This window comes from Kitasatospora sp. NPDC051853 (genome assembly GCF_044452665.1).
GTDB lineage: Bacteria > Actinomycetota > Actinomycetes > Streptomycetales > Streptomycetaceae > Kitasatospora.
In genome coordinates this window covers 441,719-461,645 of the sequence record NZ_JBITBY010000009.1, presented here as the reverse complement: position 1 = coordinate 461,645, position 19,927 = coordinate 441,719, and the positions used below count along the sequence as shown (strand labels likewise).

Here is a 19,927-nt window from a genome sequence, read left to right as displayed (position 1 = left end):
AGTCAGGATCAGACCCTAGCAAGCGATCTCCCGCCTTCCCCCGAAGCGTCAGCCCCGGAGGACCGTCTCCTCGGGCCGCGCCCGGAAATCCGGTTGTGCCGCGGTGAAGGATGGGGGACGTGGTGACCAAAGAACGCGCGGTGGAGTTGGTCGAGGCGTTGTTGTCGAGGCAGCGGCAGGAGTCGCCGTGGATGGCGCTGTCGCCCGCGCCGGCCGTGGCCGACGCCTACGAGCACGCCTTCGGGTGGCTGGTCTCCGTGCAGTCGGTGGAGTACCTCCGCAGCCGCGACCCCGGGGACGTGCTCATCGGCCAGGGGCCGTACCTCGTCGACCGGCAGGACGGGAGCATCCACCACATCCCGGTCACCACCTTCGTCAGTGACCGCTGGGAGGAGCTCTACCTTCGGCAGGTCAAGGGCGTACGACCCCCGGACGAGCCGGATCCCCTGGTCGCGGCCGTCCGGGCGCTCGTCCGTTCCGACGGGCGACTGGCCGCGATACGCCACCTGCGCAAGCAGGCGCCGCTGCTCGGCCCCCACCAGGCGAAGGCGTACGTCGAGGCCGTCGGCGAGGGCGGGGAGCCTCCGGCGGAACTGGCCGACCTCCTGCCGAGGCCGAGGCGGGAGAGCTACCCTCTGCTGCCCATCGACACCGTGGCCGGTCCGGCTCGGTGACGCTCCGGCAGCGGCGACGCGGTCCCCGACGTCGAGGCCGGGTCGTGCCAGGGCGGCAACTGAGGGGCCGTCAGGACGTGACGGAGGGTCCCGGCCGTAGCGCTACGGCCGGGACCCTCGGGTGGTCTCAGGTGGGGCGGGCGTCGGGCCTCAGTGGCCGGTGGGGACGACCAGGACCGCGCCGGGCCAGAGGTCGAGGTTGTTGCCGACGTTGGAGCCGGTGGCGGTCACCGAGGTGACGTTCGCGTAGTTGGAGGAGACGCCACCGCCGTCGGCGCCCGAGCCCTGGCCGATGGCGACGTTGCCGCTGCCGGACTGACCGGCGGCGTTGTCCGCGAAGGCGGTGGTGGGGAGGGCCGAAAGAGCGCATGCCGCAATGAAGGCGCCGAACGCCTTGCCGAAGGTTCGCATGAGTCCGATCATGGCAAACGGGTCAGCGGAAAGTCACGCTCCGTAACTCGTTCAGCCGAACCCCGGGCCGCACGAGCCGCAAACCCACCCGGTCGGCCGAATACCGCCACCGCCCACGCTCGTTCCGCTGACGGTTCGTCACCGGCTCAGGCAGGACGGCCGGTGTGCCCCACCCTCCCCGGCGTCGTGCACCGACGCGGCGGTCACGCCCGGCCGGCGCCCTCCGGCAGGAGCGGGTCCGGCCAGGACGGGTCGGGGGCCCACGCCCGCCAGGGCTCCGCGAACGGGCCGACGCGGTCCTGGAGCATGCCGAGGGCCCGCTCCCTCGCCCGCTCCACCTCCGCGTGCAGGTGGTCGTCCACCACGCCGAGGCGCCGTACCTGGGCGTACTCCTCCTCGTCCTTCCAGTGGTGGGCCGAGAGGTCGGGGGTGGCGACCAGGTCCACGGCCAGGTCCATGGTGTCGATCCCCGACGCGGTGCGGCGGAAGGGGAGTTCGAAGTTGACGTACCAGCGGACGGGCTCGCCCGAGGCCGCGTTCTGGAAGCGGTGGACGGAGAAGTGCTCGCCCTCCAGGAAGGTGCTGCGCAGTGCGGTGCCGGTCCAGCGGTGGGGGTCGAGGGTCCAGGTGCCGGCTGCCAGGTCGGCCAGGCACTGCCGGCGGTTGGCCTCGGCGTCGGTCGTCAGCGAGGCGATCCAGGCGGTCGGGGCGAGGCTGGTGATGCCGGGCCAGTAGGCCAGGTCGAGGGTGTCCCCGCCGTCGGCCAGTACGCGGTGCGGCATCGCCGTCCACACCCGTTCCCGGTACACGTCCCGGCGCACCGCCGTGCTCCCCACCGCGAACCGCGCGGCCGGGCCCCGGCGGTCCGAGGGGCCCGTCACCTGCGGCCCCGCGTCGTGGCCGTGCAGGCCGGCTCGTGCCAGGTGGTGCGCACCACTTGGCCGCCCCGCTCGCGGTGCTCGCTGGACCAGGTGCGGCAGCACCCGCCGCGGCCGGCGGGCCGGGGCGGCGCCGGGACGCGGTGGGCCTGGCCGCCGCCGGCGGCGGGCCGCGCCGGGCGGCGGTGGCGCGACCGGCGACCGGCCGACGAGGCGGAGGAGGCGGGCGAGGATGCGGAGGAGTTCGTCATGGAACGGGCTCTGCCCGCCACACCTCCCGTCGAACCCCGGCCCACCCGAAGGGAGGACCGCGTCACCACGGGGACCGGCCCCGGGCGCCGTGCCGTCGGCCACCGGCACGGCGCCCCCGTGGTCAGCGGAACCGGTGGAGGTTCTCGGCGAGGAAGGCCTCCAGGGTGCGCGGGTCCCGCCCGGTGACCCGCCGGAAGGTGTCGTCCGGCCGCTCCTCCCGGACCACCGCGAGCTGCTGGATCTCCACCACGTGGGCGGCCAGCCACTCCGGCATCCCGGCCCGTTCGACCAGGTGGGCCCGGAGACCGTCCGGTCCGAGGTCCACGTAGCGGACCGTCCGGCCGAGCAACCCGCCGAGCAGGTCGGTGAGTTCGGGGTAGCTGTAGGCCCGGCCGCCGGTCAGCGGGTAGGTGCCGCCGGCCAGCTCGGGGCGGGTGAGGGTCTCGGCGGCGAGCTCGCCGATGTCGCGGACGTCCACGTAGTTGCAGCGCGCCACGCCCATCGCGCCGGTGACCACTCCGGCGGCGGCGACGCCGGGCGCCAGCAGCAGCAGCTTCTGCATGAAGGCGTACGGCCGCAGGACGGTGGTGGTGATGCCGGTCGCGCGCAGCCGTTCCTCGATGAGGTGGTGGCCCCGGGAGATCTCGACCGGCGAGTCCGCTTCGGCGGCCGGGGCCGAGATCTTGACGATGTGTCCGATCCCACTGTCGAGCGCGGCCTCGACGGCGTCGAGCTCGTACCGCACCTGCTGCGGGCTGTTGGCCATGGTGAGGAAGAGCTGGTCGGCGCCCTTGAAGGCGGCCCGGAGGGAGTCCGGGTCGGCGGCGTCGGCGGCGAGGACCTCGGTGGTGGCGCGGGCGGGCCCGTCGAGGGTGCCGGCGAGTGCGGCCGGGTCGCGGGTGAGGGAGCGGGTCGGTACTCCGCGGGCGGCGAGCGCCTGGAGGGTGGCACTGCCGGTGGCGCCGGAGGCGCCCATGACGACGATCACGAGGGCTGCCGTTCGAAGTGGGGAGCCGGGGCGGGCTCGGAGGCGGGAGAGGCGGGGGAAGGAGCGGAGGCGGAGGTGCGGCTGCCGCGCCAGCGGAAGGTGGCGATGGTGCTCGCTATCGCCGAGGAGATGGCGAGGTCGGCGGGCAGCCGGCCGGGCCACGGGCTGCCGTCGAGCGCGGGGATCAGCGGCAGCAGCTGGGAGGCGGCGAGCCCGACGGCCAGGCCGGCCGCGGCGCCGGCCAGGCCCGCGGCGAGGGCCGCGAGCAGCCGTGGGGTCCTCGGCGGGCGGGCCGGGAGGGGGCGGCGGTGCAGGGCGACGGTGAGGGTGCCGGCCACCAGGGCGGAGGTGCCGCCGATGGTGGTGAGGGCCGCGACCACCAACTGCGGCTGGCCGGAGGCGAGGCCGCCGGCGCCCGCCATCACGGCGGGCATGACGTAGGCGGGCAGCACTTCCTTCCACAGGACGTACGGCGCCGGAGCGTCCGAACTTCTCTTGCTCATGAACGGTCCCTTTCCATTGGTCGACGGGAGACCCAAGACTTGTACTTAGGTCCCTAACTAATAGGGTCGAAGGAAGGCGGGCCGCGGTACGGCCCGCCTGAGGGGGTATCAGTCCCCGGTGAGTGCGTCGATGCCCGCCACCACCCGGGAGAGCAGGTCGAGGAAGGTGGCACGCTCCTCGTCGGAGAGCCCGCCGACCATCGCCTGCATCCGGGCGAAGTGCTCCGGCGCCAGGGCGCGGAGCCGATCGGCTCCGCGCGCGGTGAGGATCACCACGTTCCCCCGCCCGTCCTCGGCGGACGGACGTCTGGCCACCAGCCCCTCCCGCTCCAGCCCGTCGACCAGGCCGGTCACGGTCGCCCGGGAGACACCGAGGCTCGCCGCGAGCTGGGACGGCGACTTCTCGCCGCCGTGGTCCTCCAGGTCGGCGAGCAGCCGGTACCGGCCGGTGGAGAGGCCGAAGCGGCCGAAGTGGACCTCACCGGCCTGGCCGATCCGGGTGCCGGCCGCCATCAGCCGGGCCGCGACCAGCACCGCCTGCGGGTCGGCCGCGAGGCCGTAGCGGGCGATCTGGCGGCGCGCCTGGTCGAGACTGGGGGCACCGGGGTCGAACTCGGGCTGCGGGGTCACGAGAAGTAATATGGTGCCTAATCACTGCTCTGGTCAAGTGCTTCCAGAAGTTCGACGCCACCGAAGTCGCGCGCGTCGGCGACCACCTGACGACGCCTCACCCCGACCGTGGCGGACGGACGTTCGCGCTCCCCGCCCATGGACGGCCGTCACCGCCTGCGGGCGACCGTCACCCCGTCGCGCAGCGGCAGCATGACCGCCTCCACCCGGGGGTCGGCCGCGACGAAGGCGTTGAGCTCGCGGATCGCGCGGTGATCCGGGCCGTCGAAGGCCGGGTCCAGGACGCGGCCGCCGAGGAAGACGTTGTCCAGCACGATCAGGCCCCCGGGGCGCAGCCGGGGGACGAGCTCCTCGTAGTAGGCGGGGTAGCCGGTCTTGTCGGCGTCGACGAAGGCGAGGTCGAGCTCGGGCTCGGCCGGGAGGGCGCGCAGGGTGTCCAGGGCGGGGGCGATCACCAGGTCGATCCGCTCCGCGACGCCGGCCCGCTCCCAGTGGCCGCGGGCGATCGAGGCCCACTCCTCGTTGACGTCGCAGGCGAGCAGGCGGCCGCCGTCGGCCAGGCCTCGGGCGATGCAGAGCGAGGAGTAGCCGGTGAAGACCCCGACCTCCACGGCGCGGCGGGCGCCGACCAGCCGGGTCAGCATGGTCAGGAAGGCACCTTCGTCGTGCGAGACCTGCATCCGGGCGGCCCCGCCGGTGCGGGTGCGGGTCTCCACCTCCAGCTCGTGTAGCACCGGATCGGCGGGGGTGCAGTGGGCGAGCGCGTACGCGGCGGCGACCGGGTGGGTGGTCTCCAGGTCGTCCCCGTCGTACGGGCCGCTCCACTCTGCGGCGGGGGCCTCGGCGAGCAGCCGGGTGACGGTGCGTCGGATGCCCGCCAGCGCGGCGGCGTCCGGGGCGGTGGCGGTCAGTTCCAGGGCGTCCGCCGTGACGGCGAAGGTGCAGATGCCGCCGTCGGGCCGGGCGAGGCGATGTCCGCCGTCCAGCGGGGCGGCGGAGCGGAGGAGGTGGAGGAGGTGGTCGGCCTGGGCGGTGGCGATGCGGGCGGTGGAGACGGGCACGGTGGTTCCCCCTGAGAACGGGAAAGCGTCGAGAAATGTGGACGCTTTCGGCTGGGCAGGAGTCTGGGGTGCGGCGGGGCCGATTGTCAAAGCGTCGAATTCCATGGACACTTTCCGCATGGAACCCCGGCCCACCGAGGACGACGAGCCCCTGGTGCTCGACTCCCCCGCGCACTTCAAGGCCCTCGGCCACCCCGTCCGCCACCGGATGGTCAACGCACTGCGCCAACGCCCGGCCACCCTGCGGCAGTTGGCGGAGGCGACCGGGCTGGCCAAGGGCACCGTCAGCCACCACGTCCGGGTCCTGCAGGACGCCGGGCTGGTCCGGGCCGGGGGGACCCGGCAGGTGCGGGGCGGCACCGAGCAGTACTTCGAGCTGGTCAGCCGCGGTTTCCGGCTGCCCGAGGACGAGGGCGGCGGCGCGCGGTTCCTGGTGGAGGCCGCGCTCGGCGAGATGCTGCCCGAGCGGGACGACACCACCCACACCCGCCTCAGCCACCTCTGGCTCACCCCCGCGCAGGCCCGCGCACTCGCCCGCTCCATCGAGACCGCGGCCGCCCACCCCGATCAGGACCCGGAGCGCGGCGAGGCGTTCGGGCTGCTGGTCAGCCTCTACCGGGCGGACGTCCCCCGCCTCCCCGCCGACGGCACCTGACGGAGCGCCGTCAGAAAATCCGGCCGCGGACGCAACCGAACGCCGCACCCGGGACGTACAGAGTGTGGGCCCGTCCGTGCAGCGGGCCGTTCACCGTCCTGGGAGCCCTCCTTGAAGAACCGTCACCTCACCGCCGCCACCGCCCTGGCCTGCGCGGTCCTCGCGCTCAGTGCCTGCAGCTCCTCGGGGACCCCGGTGGCGGCCGGTGACGCCAAGAGCCCGGCCGCCACCACCCCCTCACCCTCTCCCTCGGCCGGCACCGGCGGCAGCGCCTCCCCGAAGGACACCGCCACCCCGAGCTCCACCGGCCGGCCCGACGCCGCGCCCTGCGGCGGCTCGGAGAAGGAGACCGACGTCACCGGCGTGCTGACCGGGCTGGACAAGAGCGCCGCCCCGCGCTGGTCCGGCGTCGTCAAGCTCACCAACGTCTCCGCCAAGCCCTGCAAGCTCTACGGCCCGGCCGACGTCCGCACCGACGGGGCCGGCACCTTCCAGAAGCTGGTCACCGGCGTGATCGGTGACGTCAAGTTCGTCACCGACCGGGCGAACGCGACGATCCTCGGCCCCGGCGAGTCGCTCTTCCAGGCCGTCAGCTGGCTCTCCTCCCCGCCCACCGCGCCCAACGCCGCCTGCACCACCGGCAACCAGCTGGTCCTGGTCCGCAACGAGGAGGCGCTGTTCATCTCGGTCCCGGTCAAGGACGCCCGCTTCTGCCCGTCCAAGGAGATCGGCTCCCCGCAGGTGATGATCGGCGCCCAACTCGCCGTCGAGGCCCAGGCCAAGGGCCAGCTGGAGACCTTCGCCACCAAGCGGTGACCCTCCGTCGGCCCTCCGCCTCCGCCGCGGCGGCGCGCTCGCGCAACGGTGCGGCGGCGGCCCGGCGGGACCGTGCGGGCGGAGGGCCGACGGGTGGCGTACGGGCCGACGGAACCACCTGGCTCAGGTTTCGCTCAACTCCCTTCCACGGGAGCGCCGGAGGCGCCTAGCGTGATCACCGAGGGAGTGGAACGACTCCCCCGGACCACCGGAGGTGGACACGTGAAGCACATCGTCGCGACCGTCAAGTCCGTCCTGCACAGGATCAACCAGGTCGGCAACCGCCGGAACCACCACACCGAGCTGCACCGCCCCGGCCCGCTCCCGGTCGAGGCGACCACCGCGCAGTACCTCCCCTCCACCGCCTTCTTCGCCGGCTCGGCCGGGGCGTCCGGCTACTACGGCTGACCCACCGCGGGGCGGGCGGCCCGGGCCGCGCGGGTAGGGTGACGGGATGTCCCCGAACAGCCTGCACGGCCTGCACGACCGGGCCGCCCTCGCCGCCCGCCTGCTCCGCGACCCCGCGCCGCACCTGCTCGAACTCGGCGACCTGGACGACCTGTTGTGGCCGCACACCAGCTGGTACGCGACCGGCGACGAGGGCCCGGTGGCGCTGCTGTACGCGGTCGGGGACACCCCGACGGTGCTGGTGTCGGCGCGGCCGGAGCGGGCGGCCGGGGCGGAGGAACTGGCCGCCGCGCTGCTGCCGGTGCTGCCGCGGCGGTTCATCGGGCACCTGCCGGACGGGGCCGCCAAGGTGCTGGAGGGTTCGTACCGGCTCAGCGGGCGCGACACGCTCCTGCGGATGGTCCTCACCGATCCCGCGCCCACCGCCGGCCACCGGCCCGGCCGTTGGGAGCCCACGGTGCTCGGGCGGGACGAACTCCCGGAGCTGCTGGGGCTGTTCGCCGCCGCCTACCCCGGCAACTGGTTCGACGACCGGATGCTCGACACCGGCCAGTACGTCGGGGTCCGGCACGAGGGGCGGCTGGCCGCGGTGGCCGGGGTGCACGCGTGGTCACCGGCGCAGCGGGTGGCGGTGCTGGGGAACGTCACCACGCTGCCCGAGCTGCGGGGCCGGGGCGCGGCGGCGGCCTGCGTGGCCGCCCTCTGCCGCCGGCTGGCGGAGACGGCCGACCACATCGGGCTCAACGTCCGGGCCGACAACGCCACCGCCGTCCGCCTCTACGAGCGCCTCGGCTTCACCGGGGTGACCACGTTCACCGAGGCGCTCTTCACCGCGCTGCCGCTGGACTGACGTCCTACTCCGGCACCGGGTCGCTGCCGCCCCGGGTGCCCGGGCGGCAGCGCCGCAGCCGACCGGCCGTCAGGCGGACGGCGCGCAGCGCGCCGTGGCGCTGCAGGGCCTGCACGGCGTAGGTCGAGCAGCTCGGCGTGTACGGGCAGCAGGCGGGGCGGGTGGGGCTGATCCGGGTGCGGTAGTGCTCCACCGAGCCGTGCAGGAAGGCGGAGGCGCGGCCGCCGGGGAGCCGGGGCGCGCGGTGGGCGTTCAGCACGGCGCGCAGGCCGGAGGTGAAGACCACCGGGATCATCGCGATCAGGCAGACGTCGCAGCCGTCGCCACCGCAGCCGCCACCGCCCCCACCTCCGCCGCCACCCCTGCCGCCACCGCCACCGCCGCCGCAGAACCCGCCGCTGCCACCACCGTTGCCGGTGCAGCAGTCCGCTATGTCGGACGGGTCGTTGTCCTTCCGCTGGGCCTTGTAGCGCTCCCAGGCACGGCGCTGCTCACGTCGGCGCCGCCGCTCCTCCTCGGGCAGCCACCACCAGGCCCGTTCGAAGTACGGTGGCCTGGGCGGGGGTGGGTACATGGAGTACCGCCTCTCTTCGCTTCTCCGTGCGGGGTGACACATCTGCCGGGACATCCTGCCGTACGACCGTCCGGCGGTACGAAGAGCATCTAGGGTGACCGCCTGACGTCCCGTCACACCGCCCGCCGCCGGAGAGGTCCCACCGTGTACGCCAAGCAGTACGAGCTCACCCTGCCCGCCGACTACGACATGGGGATCATCCGCAAGCGGGTGGCCGTCGGCGGGCACGTCCTGGACGACCGGGCCGGGCTCGGGCTGAAGGCGTACCTGGTCCGCGAGCGCGGTGAGCAGGGTTCGCCGGTGAACCAGTACGCCCCGTTCTACCTCTGGAACGACACCGGGGAGATGGCCCGCTTCCTGGTCGGGGGCGGCGGCTTCCAGAACATCCTGCGGGACTTCGGCCGCCCGGCCGCGCTGCACTGGACCGGGCTGGCCTGCCACGCCGGGCCGGCCCGCGCGACCGTGCCGCGGGCCGCCTCCCGCCGGCTGACCGCGGTGCCGGTCGACCCCGACCCGGAGCGCGACGGCCTCGGCCTCTCCGCGCTGATCGCCCGGGAGACCGAGGAGCTCGCCGACCTGGCCCGGCAGGAGGACGTCCACACCGCCGCACTGGCCCTGGACCCGCACCACTGGCAGCTGCTCCGCTTCGTCCTGCTGGCCGAGGCCCGCCCCGACGGCGCCGCGGACGAGGAGCGCTACGAGGTCCTGCACCTCTCCGCTCCCGGTCTCGCCGGTCTCCCGGAGGGCCGCACCTGGTAGCCGCCTGACGCATGGTCAGCCCCGGCCGGCCCCGGTGCTCCGGCCGGCCCCGGTCAGCCGCGCGGCGCGAGCACGTCCACGGCGGCCATCCCGGCGGCGGCCGCCGCCGCCAGGCCGAGCGGGGAGTCCTCGAAGACCAGGCAGTGCCGCGGCTCGACGCCCAGCCGGCGGGCGGCCAGCAGGAAGCCCTCCGGGTCGGGCTTGGGCCGGGTGACGTCCTCGGCGCAGACCAGCGTTTCGAACGACTCCGCCACGCCGAGCGCCGTCAGCGAGGCGAGGACCGAGTCGCGGGTGCTGCCGGAGACCACGGCCGAGCGCCGGTGCCGGTGGGCCTCCTCGATGTGCGGCAGGATGCCGGGCAGCAGGGTGACCTCCGGGAGCAGCTCGCGGTAGAGCTCCTCGCGGCGGCGGGCCACCTCGGCGACCGGCATGGCCAGGCCCTGACGCCCGTTCAGGTCCGCGACGATGTCGGCGACCGGGCGACCGCCCCAGGCGTAGAAGAGGTCCTCGGGGAACTCGCCGCCCCACTCGCCGACGGCCCGGCTCCAGGCCCGGTGGTGGACGGGCATGGAGTCGGCGACGGTCCCGTCGCAGTCGAACAGGTAGGCCCGGAAGTCGCCGTGCGGCAGCGGAATGATCACCGCCCCACCCTACCGACCGGGCCGTCGGTGCCCCGGTGCATACTTCAGCCGTGCCGACAGCCGAAGATCCAGAACCGCGCCACCCGGGCCCGCGCCACCCCGACCTGCCCTGCTCCGACCCGCACTGCCCCGAGCACGACGCCTCCGGGCCGGCCCCCTTCGACGGTGTCCGCCTCGACGAGGACTTCGTCAGGGGCGCCTCCGCGCAGGAGGGTTCGGCCCGGGCCCGGATGCTCGCGGCCAGGTGGCGGGAGGAGGCGCCGGTCGATCCGGGCGGCCGCCGCTGGTCGCCGTCCGATCCGCTGTCGGCCCGGGCCTCGCGCTGGCTCGACCGCCGGGGTCGGCTCGCGCTCGCCGTGCTCTGCGGGCTGCTGGTCACGGCGGGGGCGGTCCAGTACGCGGACTTCTCCCCCGCCCACCGTGGCGACCGCGGCGGACGGGGTGCCCGCACCCCGGTCGTGGGCCCGGCCAGGGACGTGGCGCTCCCCGGCGGCGGCACCTCGATGGGGAGCAGGTGCGGCGCCAAGGGCGTGCACCGGTACGCCCTCCCGCCGTACGAGTCCGCCTCGCAGGGCAAGGGACCGCAGCTCGTGCTCACCCACTACGGCTCGATGCGACTCTCCGGCGACGACCCGGGGGCGTTCGAGATCGGCCTCGGCGTCGCCCCCGGCCGGGTGCCGCTGACCCTCCCCGCCTCCCTGGGCACCGAGGGCGTGACCGTCGAGATCGAGGGCCCCGACGGGCTGGTGGCCGGTGGCCACCACCTCCCGGTGACCCTCGTCGAGGGCACCCCGCGCACCCCGGACGGCGGGATCGACGCCCCGGCCGGCGCCTCCGTCCGGCTGGAGGCACTGGCGATCTGCCCCGGCCAGGACCTCACCCGGATCGGGCGGGGGCTCTCCCATCCCATCGACAGCCACAACTCCATCACCGGCCCGCCCCCGTACATCCTGACCGTCTCCTTCTCCCACCCGGCCGTCGCCGCCGCGCGGGCCGCCGCCGGTTCGCCGCTGCGCAGCGAGGTGCTCGCCGCCGACAACGAGTTCCGCCCGTACGACGGACCGTCACACGACGAACCGCCGTACGACGGACCGTCAGACGAACCGCTGTACGACGAACCGTCACCAAAGTTGTCCGTCCGGCCCGTTGCGGTGGATGTACTGGCGTGAACATTTCATAACGGCGGCGCCGATCCCCGCCCCCGCCCGCCCCGCACCCTCTAGCGTCGAACGACCCCGTCCGAACTCGACGCACCGGAGGACCCCGTGCGCACCAGGCTGACCCTCGCCGCCGCCGCAGCAGCCGTCCTGCTCCTGGCCCAACCCGCCACCGCGGGCACGGCCCCGTTCGGCTCCGCGGGGGTGGGCGACCCGTACTACCCGGACTACGGCAACGGCGGCTACGACGTCTCCCACTACGACCTGCGCCTGACCTACCAGCCGGCCACCGACCAGCTCTCCGGGACGGCCACCATCCTGGCCACCACCACCGAGGCGCTGGCCCGCTTCAACCTGGACTTCGCCCTCGCCGTCCAGGACGTGCAGGTGAACGGCCGTCAGGCGAAGTTCGCCGCGACCGGTGACCACGAGCTGGAGATCACCCCGGCCGTCCCGCTGGCCAAGGGCAAGAAGGTGACCGTCGTCGTCCGGTACGCCGACGTGCCCTCCAGCAGGAAGGTGTACGGCTGGACCGGCTGGCAGCGCACCCCCGACGGCGGGGTCGCGGCCAACGAGCCCGAGGGCTCCTGGTGGTGGTACCCGAGCAACGACCACCCCACCGACAAGGCCACCTTCGACGTCTCGGTGGCCGTGCCGGACGGCACCCAGGCGATCAGCAACGGCGCGCTGGTCGGCCAGTCCTCCAAGCTCGGCTGGACCAGGTACAGCTGGCGCCAGACCAAGCCGCAGGCCACCTACCTGGCCACCCTCGCCGTCGGCCGCTTCGACCTGGACACCACGACCACCACCACGGCCGCCGGCGTGCCGGTCATCACCGCCTACAGCCGCGACCTCGGCGAGTACGAGGGCGCCGCCCGCGCCAGCCTGGAGCGCACCGGCGAGATCACCGACTGGCTGGCCACCCAGTTCGGCCCGTACCCCTTCGCCACCGTCGGCGGCTACGTCCCCAACGTGCCCACCCGGTACGCCCTGGAGACGCAGGGTCAGGTCTTCTACAGCCCCAAGGTCTTCGCCGCCGGCTCCAACACCTCCGTGGTCGCCCACGAGCTGGCCCACCAGTGGTACGGCGACAGCGTCTCGCTGGAGCGCTGGAGCGACATCTGGCTGAACGAGGGCTTCGCCCGCTACGCCCAGTGGCTCTGGTCCGAGCACGAGGGCGAGGGCACCGCCCAGGAGCTGGCCGACTGGACGTACGCCTCCCGTCCGGCCGAGGACCCGTGGTGGCAGGTGCTGCCGGGCGACCCCGGCCCGGACAACCAGTTCCACAGCGCCGTCTACGACCGCGGCGCGCTGGCCGTCCAGGCGCTGCGCAACGCCGTCGGCGAGCAGGCCTTCTTCGCCATCCTGCGCGGCTGGCCCGCCGAGCACCGGCTCGGCAACGCGAGCCTGGCCGACTTCCGCGCGTACGCCGAGCGGATCTCCGGCAAGCCGCTGAACGCCCTGCTCGACAGCTGGCTGCTCACCCCCGGCAAGCCGGCCCCCGGCACCGCCACCACCCCCGCCCCGGCGGGCCTCGCCAAGGCCGCCACCCCGCAGGAGCCCCGGTCCTGGAAGCAGATCAAGGCCACCGACTCGCTGCACGCCGGACACTGACGCGCCGTCACCCGCGGCGGCCCCCGCCCCACCGGGCCGGGGCCGCCGCGGGCGACACGCCGAGGGCGGCGGGGCCTTCGTGCCAGGACCTCCACGGCTGGAAAACTCGAGGTCATGAACGCCCAGGCCCGTCGTGAAGCTGTGAAATGGACCACCCTCGTACCCGTACTCGCCTTCGTGCTGCTCGCCTGCACCTGGGGCAGATCACTGTCCGGTCCGGTGGTCGTGGTGGTGGCGCTGTTCCTGGCGGGCGCCGTGCTGGCCGCGGTGCACCACGCGGAGGTGATCGCCCACCGGGTCGGTGAACCGTTCGGCTCGCTGGTGCTGGCCGTGGCGGTCACCATCATCGAGGTGGCCCTGATCGTCACGCTGATGGCCGACGGCAGCGAGAAGAACGCCACCCTGGCCCGGGACACCGTCTTCGCCGCCGTGATGATCACCTGCAACGGGATCGTCGGCCTCTCGATCCTGGTGACCGCGCTGCGCCACCGGGTCGCGGTGTTCAACGCCGAGGGGACCGGTGCCGCGTTCAGCGCGATCGCCACCCTGGCCACGCTCAGCCTGGTGCTGCCGACCTTCACCACCAGCAAGCCCGGGCCGCAGTTCTCCACCACCCAGCTGGTCTTCGCGGCGACCGCCTCACTGCTCGTCTACGGCCTGTTCGTCGGCACCCTGACGGTGCGCCACCGCGACTACTTCCTGCCGGTCACCGCCACCGGCAAGGTCCTGGAGGACGGCGGCCACGACGACGACCACGCCGAGCCGCCGACCAGGCAGCAGGCCTGGATCAGCCTGGCGCTGCTCGGCCTCGCCCTGGTCGCGGTGGTCGGCCTCGGCAAGGGCGTCTCCCCCACCATCGAGCGCACCGTGGCCGACGCCGGACTGCCCTCCTCGGTGGTCGGCGTGGTGATCGCCATGCTGGTGCTCGCCCCCGAGACCATCGCCGCCGTCCGGGCGGCCGGGCGCAACCGCATGCAGACCAGCCTCAACCTGGCCCACGGCTCCGCCCTCGCCTCCATCGGCCTCACCATCCCCGCCGTGGCCGTCGCCTCGGTCTGGCTGAGCGGGCCGCTGGTGCTCGGGCTCGACTCCACCCACATGGTGCTGCTCGCCCTGACCATCGCGGTCGGCACCCTCACCGTCATGCCGGGCCGCGCCACCCCGCTCCAGGGCGGCGTCCACCTCGCCGTGATGGGCGCCTACCTGGTGCTGGCCGTCAGCCCCTGACGGCACGTCGGTTCCGGACGGGCCCCGCCACCGCCCCGCGGTGCCGGGGCCCGTCCGCGTCCTCCCCGTCTCCTCCCCGCCTCCCCGCCTCCCCGCCGAAACCGATTGACGGCCCGGCCGCCCGCCCGCTTCGCTACCGCCCATGAGCGATCTTCAGATCAGCGTCGTGGACGGCGAGTCCGACCTCCTCGACTGGCAGCGCGTCCACAACACGGTCATCCCCACCCACCTCCTCACCCTGGACGAGATCCGCGAACGCGCCACCCGCAACCGCCTCACCCTGGCCCGCCTCGACGGCGAGCCGATCGGCTGCGCCACCGTCCGCCCGCCCGCGGAGGACGAACCCGCCACCACCGTGATCGCCCGCATCCTCCCCGCCCACCGCCGCCGGGGCCACGGCACCGCCCTGTACCGCCACGAGCTCGCACACGCCCGCGGCGCCGGCGCCACCGGCATCCTCACCGTCGTCCTGGAGTCCAACCACGACGGCCTCCTCTTCGCCCTCCGCCACGGCTTCACCGAGACCGACCGCTACACCCTCCCCGGCGACACCGTCCCCTACGTCGACCTGCGCCTCGCCTGACCGTCCGTCAGCCGTCCCGGACGGAACGGGACTGCGCAGGTCGGCCGTGTCCCGGCGGCGGACGGTGTCCCGGACGTCCGGCCGGCCTTGACCCGCTCCACGGCCGGTCCGCAGGCTCGTGCCGCCCCACCCCGGACGTCCTGCCGGGGCCACGGGGCCCGAGCCGAGGAGCAGTCATGAACAAGCACCTGAGCCGCACGCTCGTCACGGCCGCCACGGCCGTGGCAGCGGTGTCCCTGGCCGTGGCACCCGCCACCGCCAAGACCACCGCACTACGCACCCCCAACAACCTCGCGGGCGTCGAGTACATCAGCGAGACCGACACCTTCCGCCTCTGGGACAACCGGGCCGACGACACGAACGCCACCCGGGTGGTCTGGAAGAAGGTCAACAGCAGCCTCACCGGCACGCTCTGGCACCGCTGGCAGAGCGGCAACAACGGCCAGTCCTCCAACCAGAAGCCCAGCACCGGCATGAAGTCGGGCGATCAGTTCACCTTCCAGGTCTGCTCGCTGAACGGCAGCCAGGTCCTGGAGTGCTCCGGCTGGGGCACCGCCTGGTACTGAGCCCGACCCGGTCCCCGCCGGTTCGGCCGCACCACGGGGGGGCGGCCGAACCAGCGGGAGCCTCTTTTTGGTCATGAACGGCTCAAATCTGCATGGCTCCGCCGCACACCACCCGGCGAGAATCGCGGCATGAGCCCCTCCCCGCCGCCCCCGGAGCCCTCCCGGGCCAAGGACGCGGCCGAGTTCGTCGCACTCCTGCGACACCTGCGGGAACGGTCCGGCCTGACCTACCGCGCCCTGGAACAGCGCGCCGCCGAGCACGGTGAGGTGCTCCCGCGCAGCACCCTGGCCACCGTCCTGCGCCACGACCAGCTGCCGCGGCCCGAGTTGCTGAGCGCCTTCCTGCTGGCCTGCGGCCACCAGGGAGACGCCACCGCCTGGTTCGAGGCCCGCGCCCGCATCGCGGCCGGCGGGGACGGCCCCGAGCCGACCCCCGAGACAACCGCACCACCCGCCTCGCCCCTTGGTCGCCCGCCCCGCCCCCGGCGCCTCCTCCGCCGCGCCGCCCTGCTGGGGACCGCCGTGGCCGTCCTCGGGGGCCTGGTCGGCGGCTCCCAGCTCCTGGACGACCCGCCCCCACCCCCGCCCCCACCCCGGGACAGCGCAGCCCCCTCCCGCCCGGCACTCCCCCTCGTCCCGGGCGCGTACCGGATCCGGCCGACCGGCTCCGGCCTCTGCCTGGGCGAGTCCACCACCGAGGACAGCGGCGGCCGCGTCACCCAAGTCGCCTGCCCCGGCGCCGTCCCCACCTACGTCCTGGAACCGTCCGGCGGGGACCGCTACCTGCTCCGCTCCCTCCACCCGGTCTTCGGCCACGGCTGCCTGGGCGTCGACTCCGGCCTCCTCGTCGAGGGAGCCCACCTGATGAACGACTACTGCGGCCGCCGGGGCACCGCCGAGCACTTCACCCTCCGCCCCGCCCCCGGCACCCCCGGCACCTTCCTCCTCCAGCCGTCCCACACCGACGCCTGCGTCACCGTCCCCGGCGGCATCGCCACCCCCGGCGCCTCCGTCCTCCAACTCCCCTGCGCCACCCCGCCCACGGGCCAGACCTTCACCTTCGAACCCGTCCCGGCCCCGACCGGGATCCCGGACATCACCAGCAACTAGACGAGTAGTTCCGAAGTCGGTCGGGGTTGCCGGTTTTTGGTCCGGACGCGCGGGGAGGGTGTCCAGCATCGGGTTGTGACGACCGATGAGCTGGACACCCTCCCGACCGCACTCCATGTGCAGGTCGATATGTGCAGGTCGATGATCATCTGCTTCGAACACGTTGGCTGGGACGTCCACCTGCGCTGGCGGATTCCGAGCTGGTCTGCCCGGCCGTGGCCCAGGCCCTTCTCGGCTTCCACTCCGAGGCCCGGTGGATCCGCTTCGCCCACGCCCACCTGCGCGACATGTTCCCGAACCTGCCCGAACGGCCCGCCCACAACAAGCGTCTGCGGGCCGCCCGGTCGAATGCGGCCGCTCCCACGACACGGTCCGCCGCTCCGCGCTGGCCGGATGGGCCGGCTACGACTATGGCTCCGGCCGCTCCCACCCACGCTGGTTCCGGGGCCTGAAACTCCACCCGGTCTGCACCCCGGCCGGACTGCCGGTCACCTCGGCCCCGGCCGCCCCCGAGGTCGACGAACGCGAGGTGCTGGCCGCGCTCGTCGAGACCGAACCCCACCTCGTGCGCGAACGGCCCGGCCTGCTGATCCTCGCGGACAAGGGCTACGTCCCCGCCGAACTCGACCGGCCGCTCGGCCACTACGGCGTCCAGCTGCTGCGGCCGTCCTACCGCAACCACACTCCCCGCCCCGGCGAAGAACTCCTGGAGTCGGTCCGACAGCTGATAGTCCGTCAACGACACGCTCAAGGGGCAGCTCGGCCTCGAACAGCACGGCGGCCGGACCATCGAGGGCGTCGGAGCCCGGGTCGGCCGGCGGCTGTCGGCGATGACCTGCGCGATCCGGCACAACCGCACCACCGGCCAGCCCGTCACCCGTTCACTCATCACCTACGACCACTGACCGACTTCGGAACTGCTCGTCCAGGAGCAGCGGGCCGCCTCGGCTCCAGAGCAGCGGCGCCCACTCGGCCGAGGAGCACCAGCGCTTCCGGCCCCCGGGAGGCCGCCACCGAGTAGGTCGGCAGTCCGCGCGGTGGCCCGTGCCCGATCCGCCGGGGCGGCAGACGCGTCACCATGCCTCAACCCGTTCGGCCGCCCGGGCGGGCAGGGCGGGCCGGGGGGGGTTGTGCGATCACCGACAGACCATTCAGGTCATTCGGTGGCCGATACCCGCGAAAGATCCTCTTCTTCCCGGATGCCGCACCCCCAGGTCCGGGGGACTGCCATGCTGACGTCAGCGGAATGTGAAATGTCACATTCCGTCAATCGTCCTATCCCCTGCCCGAGGAGAGACACCCATGAAGACGACCGTCATCGCCGTCGCCACCGCCGCGGCCCTGACCACCCTGGCCGGCGTCCAGGGGGCCGCCGCCGCGCCGACCGGGCCGGTCGGCGCGGTCGTGACCTGCGGCACCCCTGGCGCGCCCGGTCCGCTGCTCACCCGAGCCTGCGTCGAGGTGACCGGCAACCAGGTCCGCTTCTACGGGGTGACCACGGCCGGCGACCCGTCCTGGCAGCCCCAGTACGTCAGCTTCACCGTCTCCGGCACGGTCGCCGGCAACGCCCCCCTCGCCCCCCTCAACCCGACCGTCCTCGTCCAGGCCGGCGCGAACCAGGTCGGCAGCGTCTTCTCCAGCGCCCCGTGCGGCGCAACCGTCACCAGCACCATCTCGGTGAACCAGCCCGGCTGGCCCGCCTCGACCGCCGGCGTCTCCACAGTGGTGGCCTGCTGACGCCGGACTCCCCGCAGGTGTGCCCCGGTCCGCCCGGGGCACACCCCGCCGCCACCCCTCAGGCAGCCCGCCGAGCACGGGATGAGGTGGGCGGCGGTGGGGGCGTGAGTGGTGGCGTGGTCCTGGTCACGGCGGTCGCGCCGGCTTCACTGCCGGGGCTGGACGAGGGAGGGCCGCCCGGCGGAACTCGCGGCCGGCATGCCCGCCTCGGTGCGGATCACCGCGAGGTCCTCGAAGGGCCCAGCCAGCTCCCCGCGGACTTCTTCCACACCCGCAGCTCGACTGCCGCCTCACTCAGCGCCTGGGTCAAGTCGGCAACCTGGGCTTCGAGTTGCTCACGGGTGCTTGGGCCGGACCCCAGGAACTGGCGCCTCACCATGATCGATCAGACTCCTGAAGCAGCAGGACCCGCAAGCAACGAGCCCTGCCACGAAGTCTGACGCGGGACATCGCCCTCACCGGTGAGAGCGACTGACCTGTCCGGGGGCTGTCGGCCAGCCGCGCGACGATCGCCACCGGCACCCGAACTCCATTGTCCGCAGGTGCCGACCGGCCCAGTTGGTCACCGGCCTGCTTGCACCAGGTCCCGGTGGCCGGCCGGACGGTGCCCCGCCCAGAGGCGAGGGTGTGCAGGCCGGTCCCGTCGGCGTTGCCGCACCGGGGCTGCCGCCGCTTTCACACCACCTGGCACATTGTTCCTACTTGGGGGGGGTTCTAGGGGGTCCTGGTCGGGTTCGGCGTCGGTGCCTTCGTGGTCCTGGTCGGGTTCGGCGTCGGTGCCTTCGTGGTCCTGGTCGGGTTCGGCGTCGGTGCCTTCGTGGTCCTGGTCGGGTTCGGCGTCGGTGCCTTCGTGGTCCTGGTCGGGTTCGGCGTCGGCGCCTTCGTGGTCCCGCCGGGCGTGGGCTTGGAGTCCGTGAAGTGCCAACTCACGCCGGAGAGCGCGTTCTGGCTCTTGCCGGCGAAGTGCTTGAACAGCGCCGGAGACATGTCGAGGTCGTTGATGCCCGCGCCCGGCGCCCGATCGGTCACCTTCGCGGTCGCGGTGCGGCCCTTGTAGGTGATGCGGACCGTCGAGAAGCACACCGAGCCGTTGCTGAACATCTGCGGGCTGACCGCCACGATGAAGTCCCCGGCGGAATCCACCGTCCCGCACGCGTTGAGCCCGGGCGAGTAGGAGGTGGCCCTGCCCTTGTACGTGGCCGCAGAGGCCGGGATGGCCGCCGCCACGAACACGGCCGCGAAGGCCAGCATTCCCACGCCTGCGGTGACGGTGTTCCTCGTCGAACTCTTCATGCTCCCTCTCAGGTGTTCTCTCATTGGAGTCGCCACACCGGGCCGTGCCCGGAGCGAAGCAACTCTTGTGTCCGGCTCGTCGACAGGTCCCGCCAAGCCGGGCGCCGCGAGCTGGGGTGCACAGGTGTCACCCCGGCAACGGTCACCGCACCGGACGGCCGGCACGACGCCGGCACGCTGCATCCAACCGGCCGGGCAGTGGGGTTCGACGGAATCCACTCTCATGGTCCTGACGACGCCGCGAGCCCGGGGCCAACTCGGCCGTCCGTGCCCGAAGGCGGGTGACCTGACCCTGTTCCCGGCCGGCACCACCGCCATCGCAGCGGTCGTCAGCTTTGCGGTGTGGGGGCTGCTCGGCTACCGGGGCCGCCTGTACGAGACCATGGCGGGAGCTCCTCCGTAGTGCCGACCTCCCCCTCAAAATGAAGATCGCGAACCTGGCGACACCCGAACGCTAGCCACACGAACAACCCTGCGTCCATTCCGCGACGCACGAACTGCCCTTTCGGGCAACGCTTCTGGCCCTCCGTCGACCAGACG

23 protein-coding genes and 1 pseudogene are annotated in these 19,927 nt (G+C 73.7%); 15 read left to right on the top strand and 9 right to left on the bottom strand.

Going from position 1 to position 19,927, the window contains the following annotated elements:
- The first annotated feature begins 122 nt into the window (after positions 1-122).
- Positions 123-674: a YrhB domain-containing protein gene (locus tag ACIA8O_RS26970; protein WP_396296562.1), complete on the top strand. Its 552-nt coding sequence runs from the start codon at positions 123-125 to the stop codon at positions 672-674.
- Positions 675-824: 150 nt separating this feature from the next.
- Here the strand turns inward: ACIA8O_RS26970 and ACIA8O_RS26965 are convergent, their stop codons facing one another.
- The 6 genes from ACIA8O_RS26965 to ACIA8O_RS26940 form a co-directional block, all read right to left on the bottom strand.
- Entirely contained in the window at positions 825-1,085 is a 261-nt protein-coding gene (locus ACIA8O_RS26965) for a hypothetical protein (RefSeq protein WP_345284639.1), read from the bottom strand.
- Between the two features lie 203 nt (positions 1,086-1,288).
- Positions 1,289-1,906 carry a DUF402 domain-containing protein gene (locus ACIA8O_RS26960; protein ID WP_396296561.1) on the bottom strand — a complete coding sequence of 206 codons (618 nt, stop codon included), beginning with the start codon at positions 1,904-1,906 and terminating at the stop codon, positions 1,289-1,291.
- 430 nt (positions 1,907-2,336) lie between these two features.
- Entirely contained in the window at positions 2,337-3,203 is an 867-nt protein-coding gene (locus tag ACIA8O_RS26955) for an NmrA family NAD(P)-binding protein (RefSeq protein ID WP_396296560.1), read from the bottom strand.
- Positions 3,200-3,706: a hypothetical protein gene (locus tag ACIA8O_RS26950; RefSeq protein WP_396296559.1), complete on the bottom strand. Its 507-nt coding sequence runs from the start codon at positions 3,704-3,706 to the stop codon at positions 3,200-3,202. Before ACIA8O_RS26950 ends, ACIA8O_RS26955 begins: the two co-directional genes overlap by 4 nt.
- 108 nt (positions 3,707-3,814) lie before the next feature.
- Positions 3,815-4,336 carry a MarR family winged helix-turn-helix transcriptional regulator gene (locus tag ACIA8O_RS26945; protein ID WP_396296558.1) on the bottom strand — a complete coding sequence of 174 codons (522 nt, stop codon included), beginning with the start codon at positions 4,334-4,336 and terminating at the stop codon, positions 3,815-3,817.
- 149 nt (positions 4,337-4,485) lie between these two features.
- Positions 4,486-5,397 carry an O-methyltransferase gene (locus tag ACIA8O_RS26940; protein WP_396296557.1) on the bottom strand — a complete coding sequence of 304 codons (912 nt, stop codon included), beginning with the start codon at positions 5,395-5,397 and terminating at the stop codon, positions 4,486-4,488.
- A 118-nt stretch (positions 5,398-5,515) separates the two neighbouring features.
- Between ACIA8O_RS26940 and ACIA8O_RS26935 the strand changes: the two genes are divergently transcribed.
- The 4 genes from ACIA8O_RS26935 to ACIA8O_RS26920 all read left to right on the top strand — a co-directional run bounded on the left by ACIA8O_RS26935 (position 5,516) and on the right by ACIA8O_RS26920 (position 8,126).
- On the top strand, positions 5,516-6,052 hold the full coding sequence (locus tag ACIA8O_RS26935; RefSeq protein ID WP_396296556.1) for an ArsR/SmtB family transcription factor: 537 nt from the start codon (positions 5,516-5,518) through the stop codon (positions 6,050-6,052).
- A gap of 111 nt (positions 6,053-6,163) precedes the next feature.
- Positions 6,164-6,868 (top strand): hypothetical protein, encoded by a 705-nt coding sequence (locus ACIA8O_RS26930; protein ID WP_396296555.1) that lies wholly within the window; start codon positions 6,164-6,166, stop codon positions 6,866-6,868.
- Positions 6,869-7,090: 222 nt separating this feature from the next.
- Positions 7,091-7,276: a hypothetical protein gene (locus tag ACIA8O_RS26925; RefSeq protein WP_396296554.1), complete on the top strand. Its 186-nt coding sequence runs from the start codon at positions 7,091-7,093 to the stop codon at positions 7,274-7,276.
- A 46-nt stretch (positions 7,277-7,322) separates the two neighbouring features.
- The gene (locus tag ACIA8O_RS26920) at positions 7,323-8,126 is read left to right on the top strand and encodes a GNAT family N-acetyltransferase (RefSeq protein ID WP_396296553.1); all 804 of its coding nucleotides are present in this window, start codon (positions 7,323-7,325) and stop codon (positions 8,124-8,126) included.
- Between the two features lie 4 nt (positions 8,127-8,130).
- Here ACIA8O_RS26920 and yidD read toward each other — a convergent pair whose 3' ends face one another.
- Positions 8,131-8,700: a membrane protein insertion efficiency factor YidD gene (gene yidD / locus ACIA8O_RS26915; protein ID WP_396296552.1), complete on the bottom strand. Its 570-nt coding sequence runs from the start codon at positions 8,698-8,700 to the stop codon at positions 8,131-8,133.
- A gap of 144 nt (positions 8,701-8,844) precedes the next feature.
- Between yidD and ACIA8O_RS26910 the strand changes: the two genes are divergently transcribed.
- Positions 8,845-9,459 (top strand): DUF4865 family protein, encoded by a 615-nt coding sequence (locus ACIA8O_RS26910; RefSeq protein WP_396296551.1) that lies wholly within the window; start codon positions 8,845-8,847, stop codon positions 9,457-9,459.
- 53 nt (positions 9,460-9,512) lie between these two features.
- On the opposite strand, the gene ACIA8O_RS26905 is transcribed toward ACIA8O_RS26910, so the two are convergent.
- Positions 9,513-10,100: an HAD family hydrolase gene (locus ACIA8O_RS26905; RefSeq protein WP_396296550.1), complete on the bottom strand. Its 588-nt coding sequence runs from the start codon at positions 10,098-10,100 to the stop codon at positions 9,513-9,515.
- A gap of 50 nt (positions 10,101-10,150) precedes the next feature.
- On the opposite strand from ACIA8O_RS26905, the gene ACIA8O_RS26900 reads away from it, so the two are divergent.
- The 8 genes and pseudogenes from ACIA8O_RS26900 to ACIA8O_RS26865 all read left to right on the top strand — a co-directional run bounded on the left by ACIA8O_RS26900 (position 10,151) and on the right by ACIA8O_RS26865 (position 18,094).
- Positions 10,151-11,269 carry a hypothetical protein gene (locus ACIA8O_RS26900; RefSeq protein ID WP_396296549.1) on the top strand — a complete coding sequence of 373 codons (1,119 nt, stop codon included), beginning with the start codon at positions 10,151-10,153 and terminating at the stop codon, positions 11,267-11,269.
- 96 nt (positions 11,270-11,365) lie between these two features.
- Positions 11,366-12,871, top strand: coding sequence for a M1 family metallopeptidase (locus tag ACIA8O_RS26895; protein WP_396296548.1), 1,506 nt, complete (start codon positions 11,366-11,368; stop codon positions 12,869-12,871).
- A gap of 114 nt (positions 12,872-12,985) precedes the next feature.
- On the top strand, positions 12,986-14,098 hold the full coding sequence (locus tag ACIA8O_RS26890) for a calcium:proton antiporter (RefSeq protein WP_396296547.1): 1,113 nt from the start codon (positions 12,986-12,988) through the stop codon (positions 14,096-14,098).
- Positions 14,099-14,240: 142 nt separating this feature from the next.
- Positions 14,241-14,681 carry a GNAT family N-acetyltransferase gene (locus ACIA8O_RS26885; protein WP_396296546.1) on the top strand — a complete coding sequence of 147 codons (441 nt, stop codon included), beginning with the start codon at positions 14,241-14,243 and terminating at the stop codon, positions 14,679-14,681.
- A 176-nt stretch (positions 14,682-14,857) separates the two neighbouring features.
- Entirely contained in the window at positions 14,858-15,247 is a 390-nt protein-coding gene (locus ACIA8O_RS26880) for a hypothetical protein (RefSeq protein WP_396296545.1), read from the top strand.
- A 129-nt stretch (positions 15,248-15,376) separates the two neighbouring features.
- Entirely contained in the window at positions 15,377-16,357 is a 981-nt protein-coding gene (locus ACIA8O_RS26875; protein ID WP_396296544.1) for a helix-turn-helix domain-containing protein, read from the top strand.
- A 131-nt stretch (positions 16,358-16,488) separates the two neighbouring features.
- Positions 16,489-17,262 (top strand): annotated as a pseudogene (locus ACIA8O_RS26870) (IS982 family transposase).
- A gap of 397 nt (positions 17,263-17,659) precedes the next feature.
- Positions 17,660-18,094: a hypothetical protein gene (locus tag ACIA8O_RS26865; protein WP_396296543.1), complete on the top strand. Its 435-nt coding sequence runs from the start codon at positions 17,660-17,662 to the stop codon at positions 18,092-18,094.
- A 714-nt stretch (positions 18,095-18,808) separates the two neighbouring features.
- Here the strand turns inward: ACIA8O_RS26865 and ACIA8O_RS26860 are convergent.
- The gene (locus ACIA8O_RS26860) at positions 18,809-19,387 is read right to left on the bottom strand and encodes a hypothetical protein (protein WP_396296542.1); all 579 of its coding nucleotides are present in this window, start codon (positions 19,385-19,387) and stop codon (positions 18,809-18,811) included.
- Positions 19,388-19,610: 223 nt separating this feature from the next.
- Here ACIA8O_RS26860 and ACIA8O_RS26855 point away from each other — a divergent pair, with 223 nt between their 5' ends.
- Positions 19,611-19,790, top strand: coding sequence for a hypothetical protein (locus ACIA8O_RS26855; RefSeq protein WP_396296541.1), 180 nt, complete (start codon positions 19,611-19,613; stop codon positions 19,788-19,790).
- Positions 19,791-19,927: the final 137 nt, after the last annotated feature.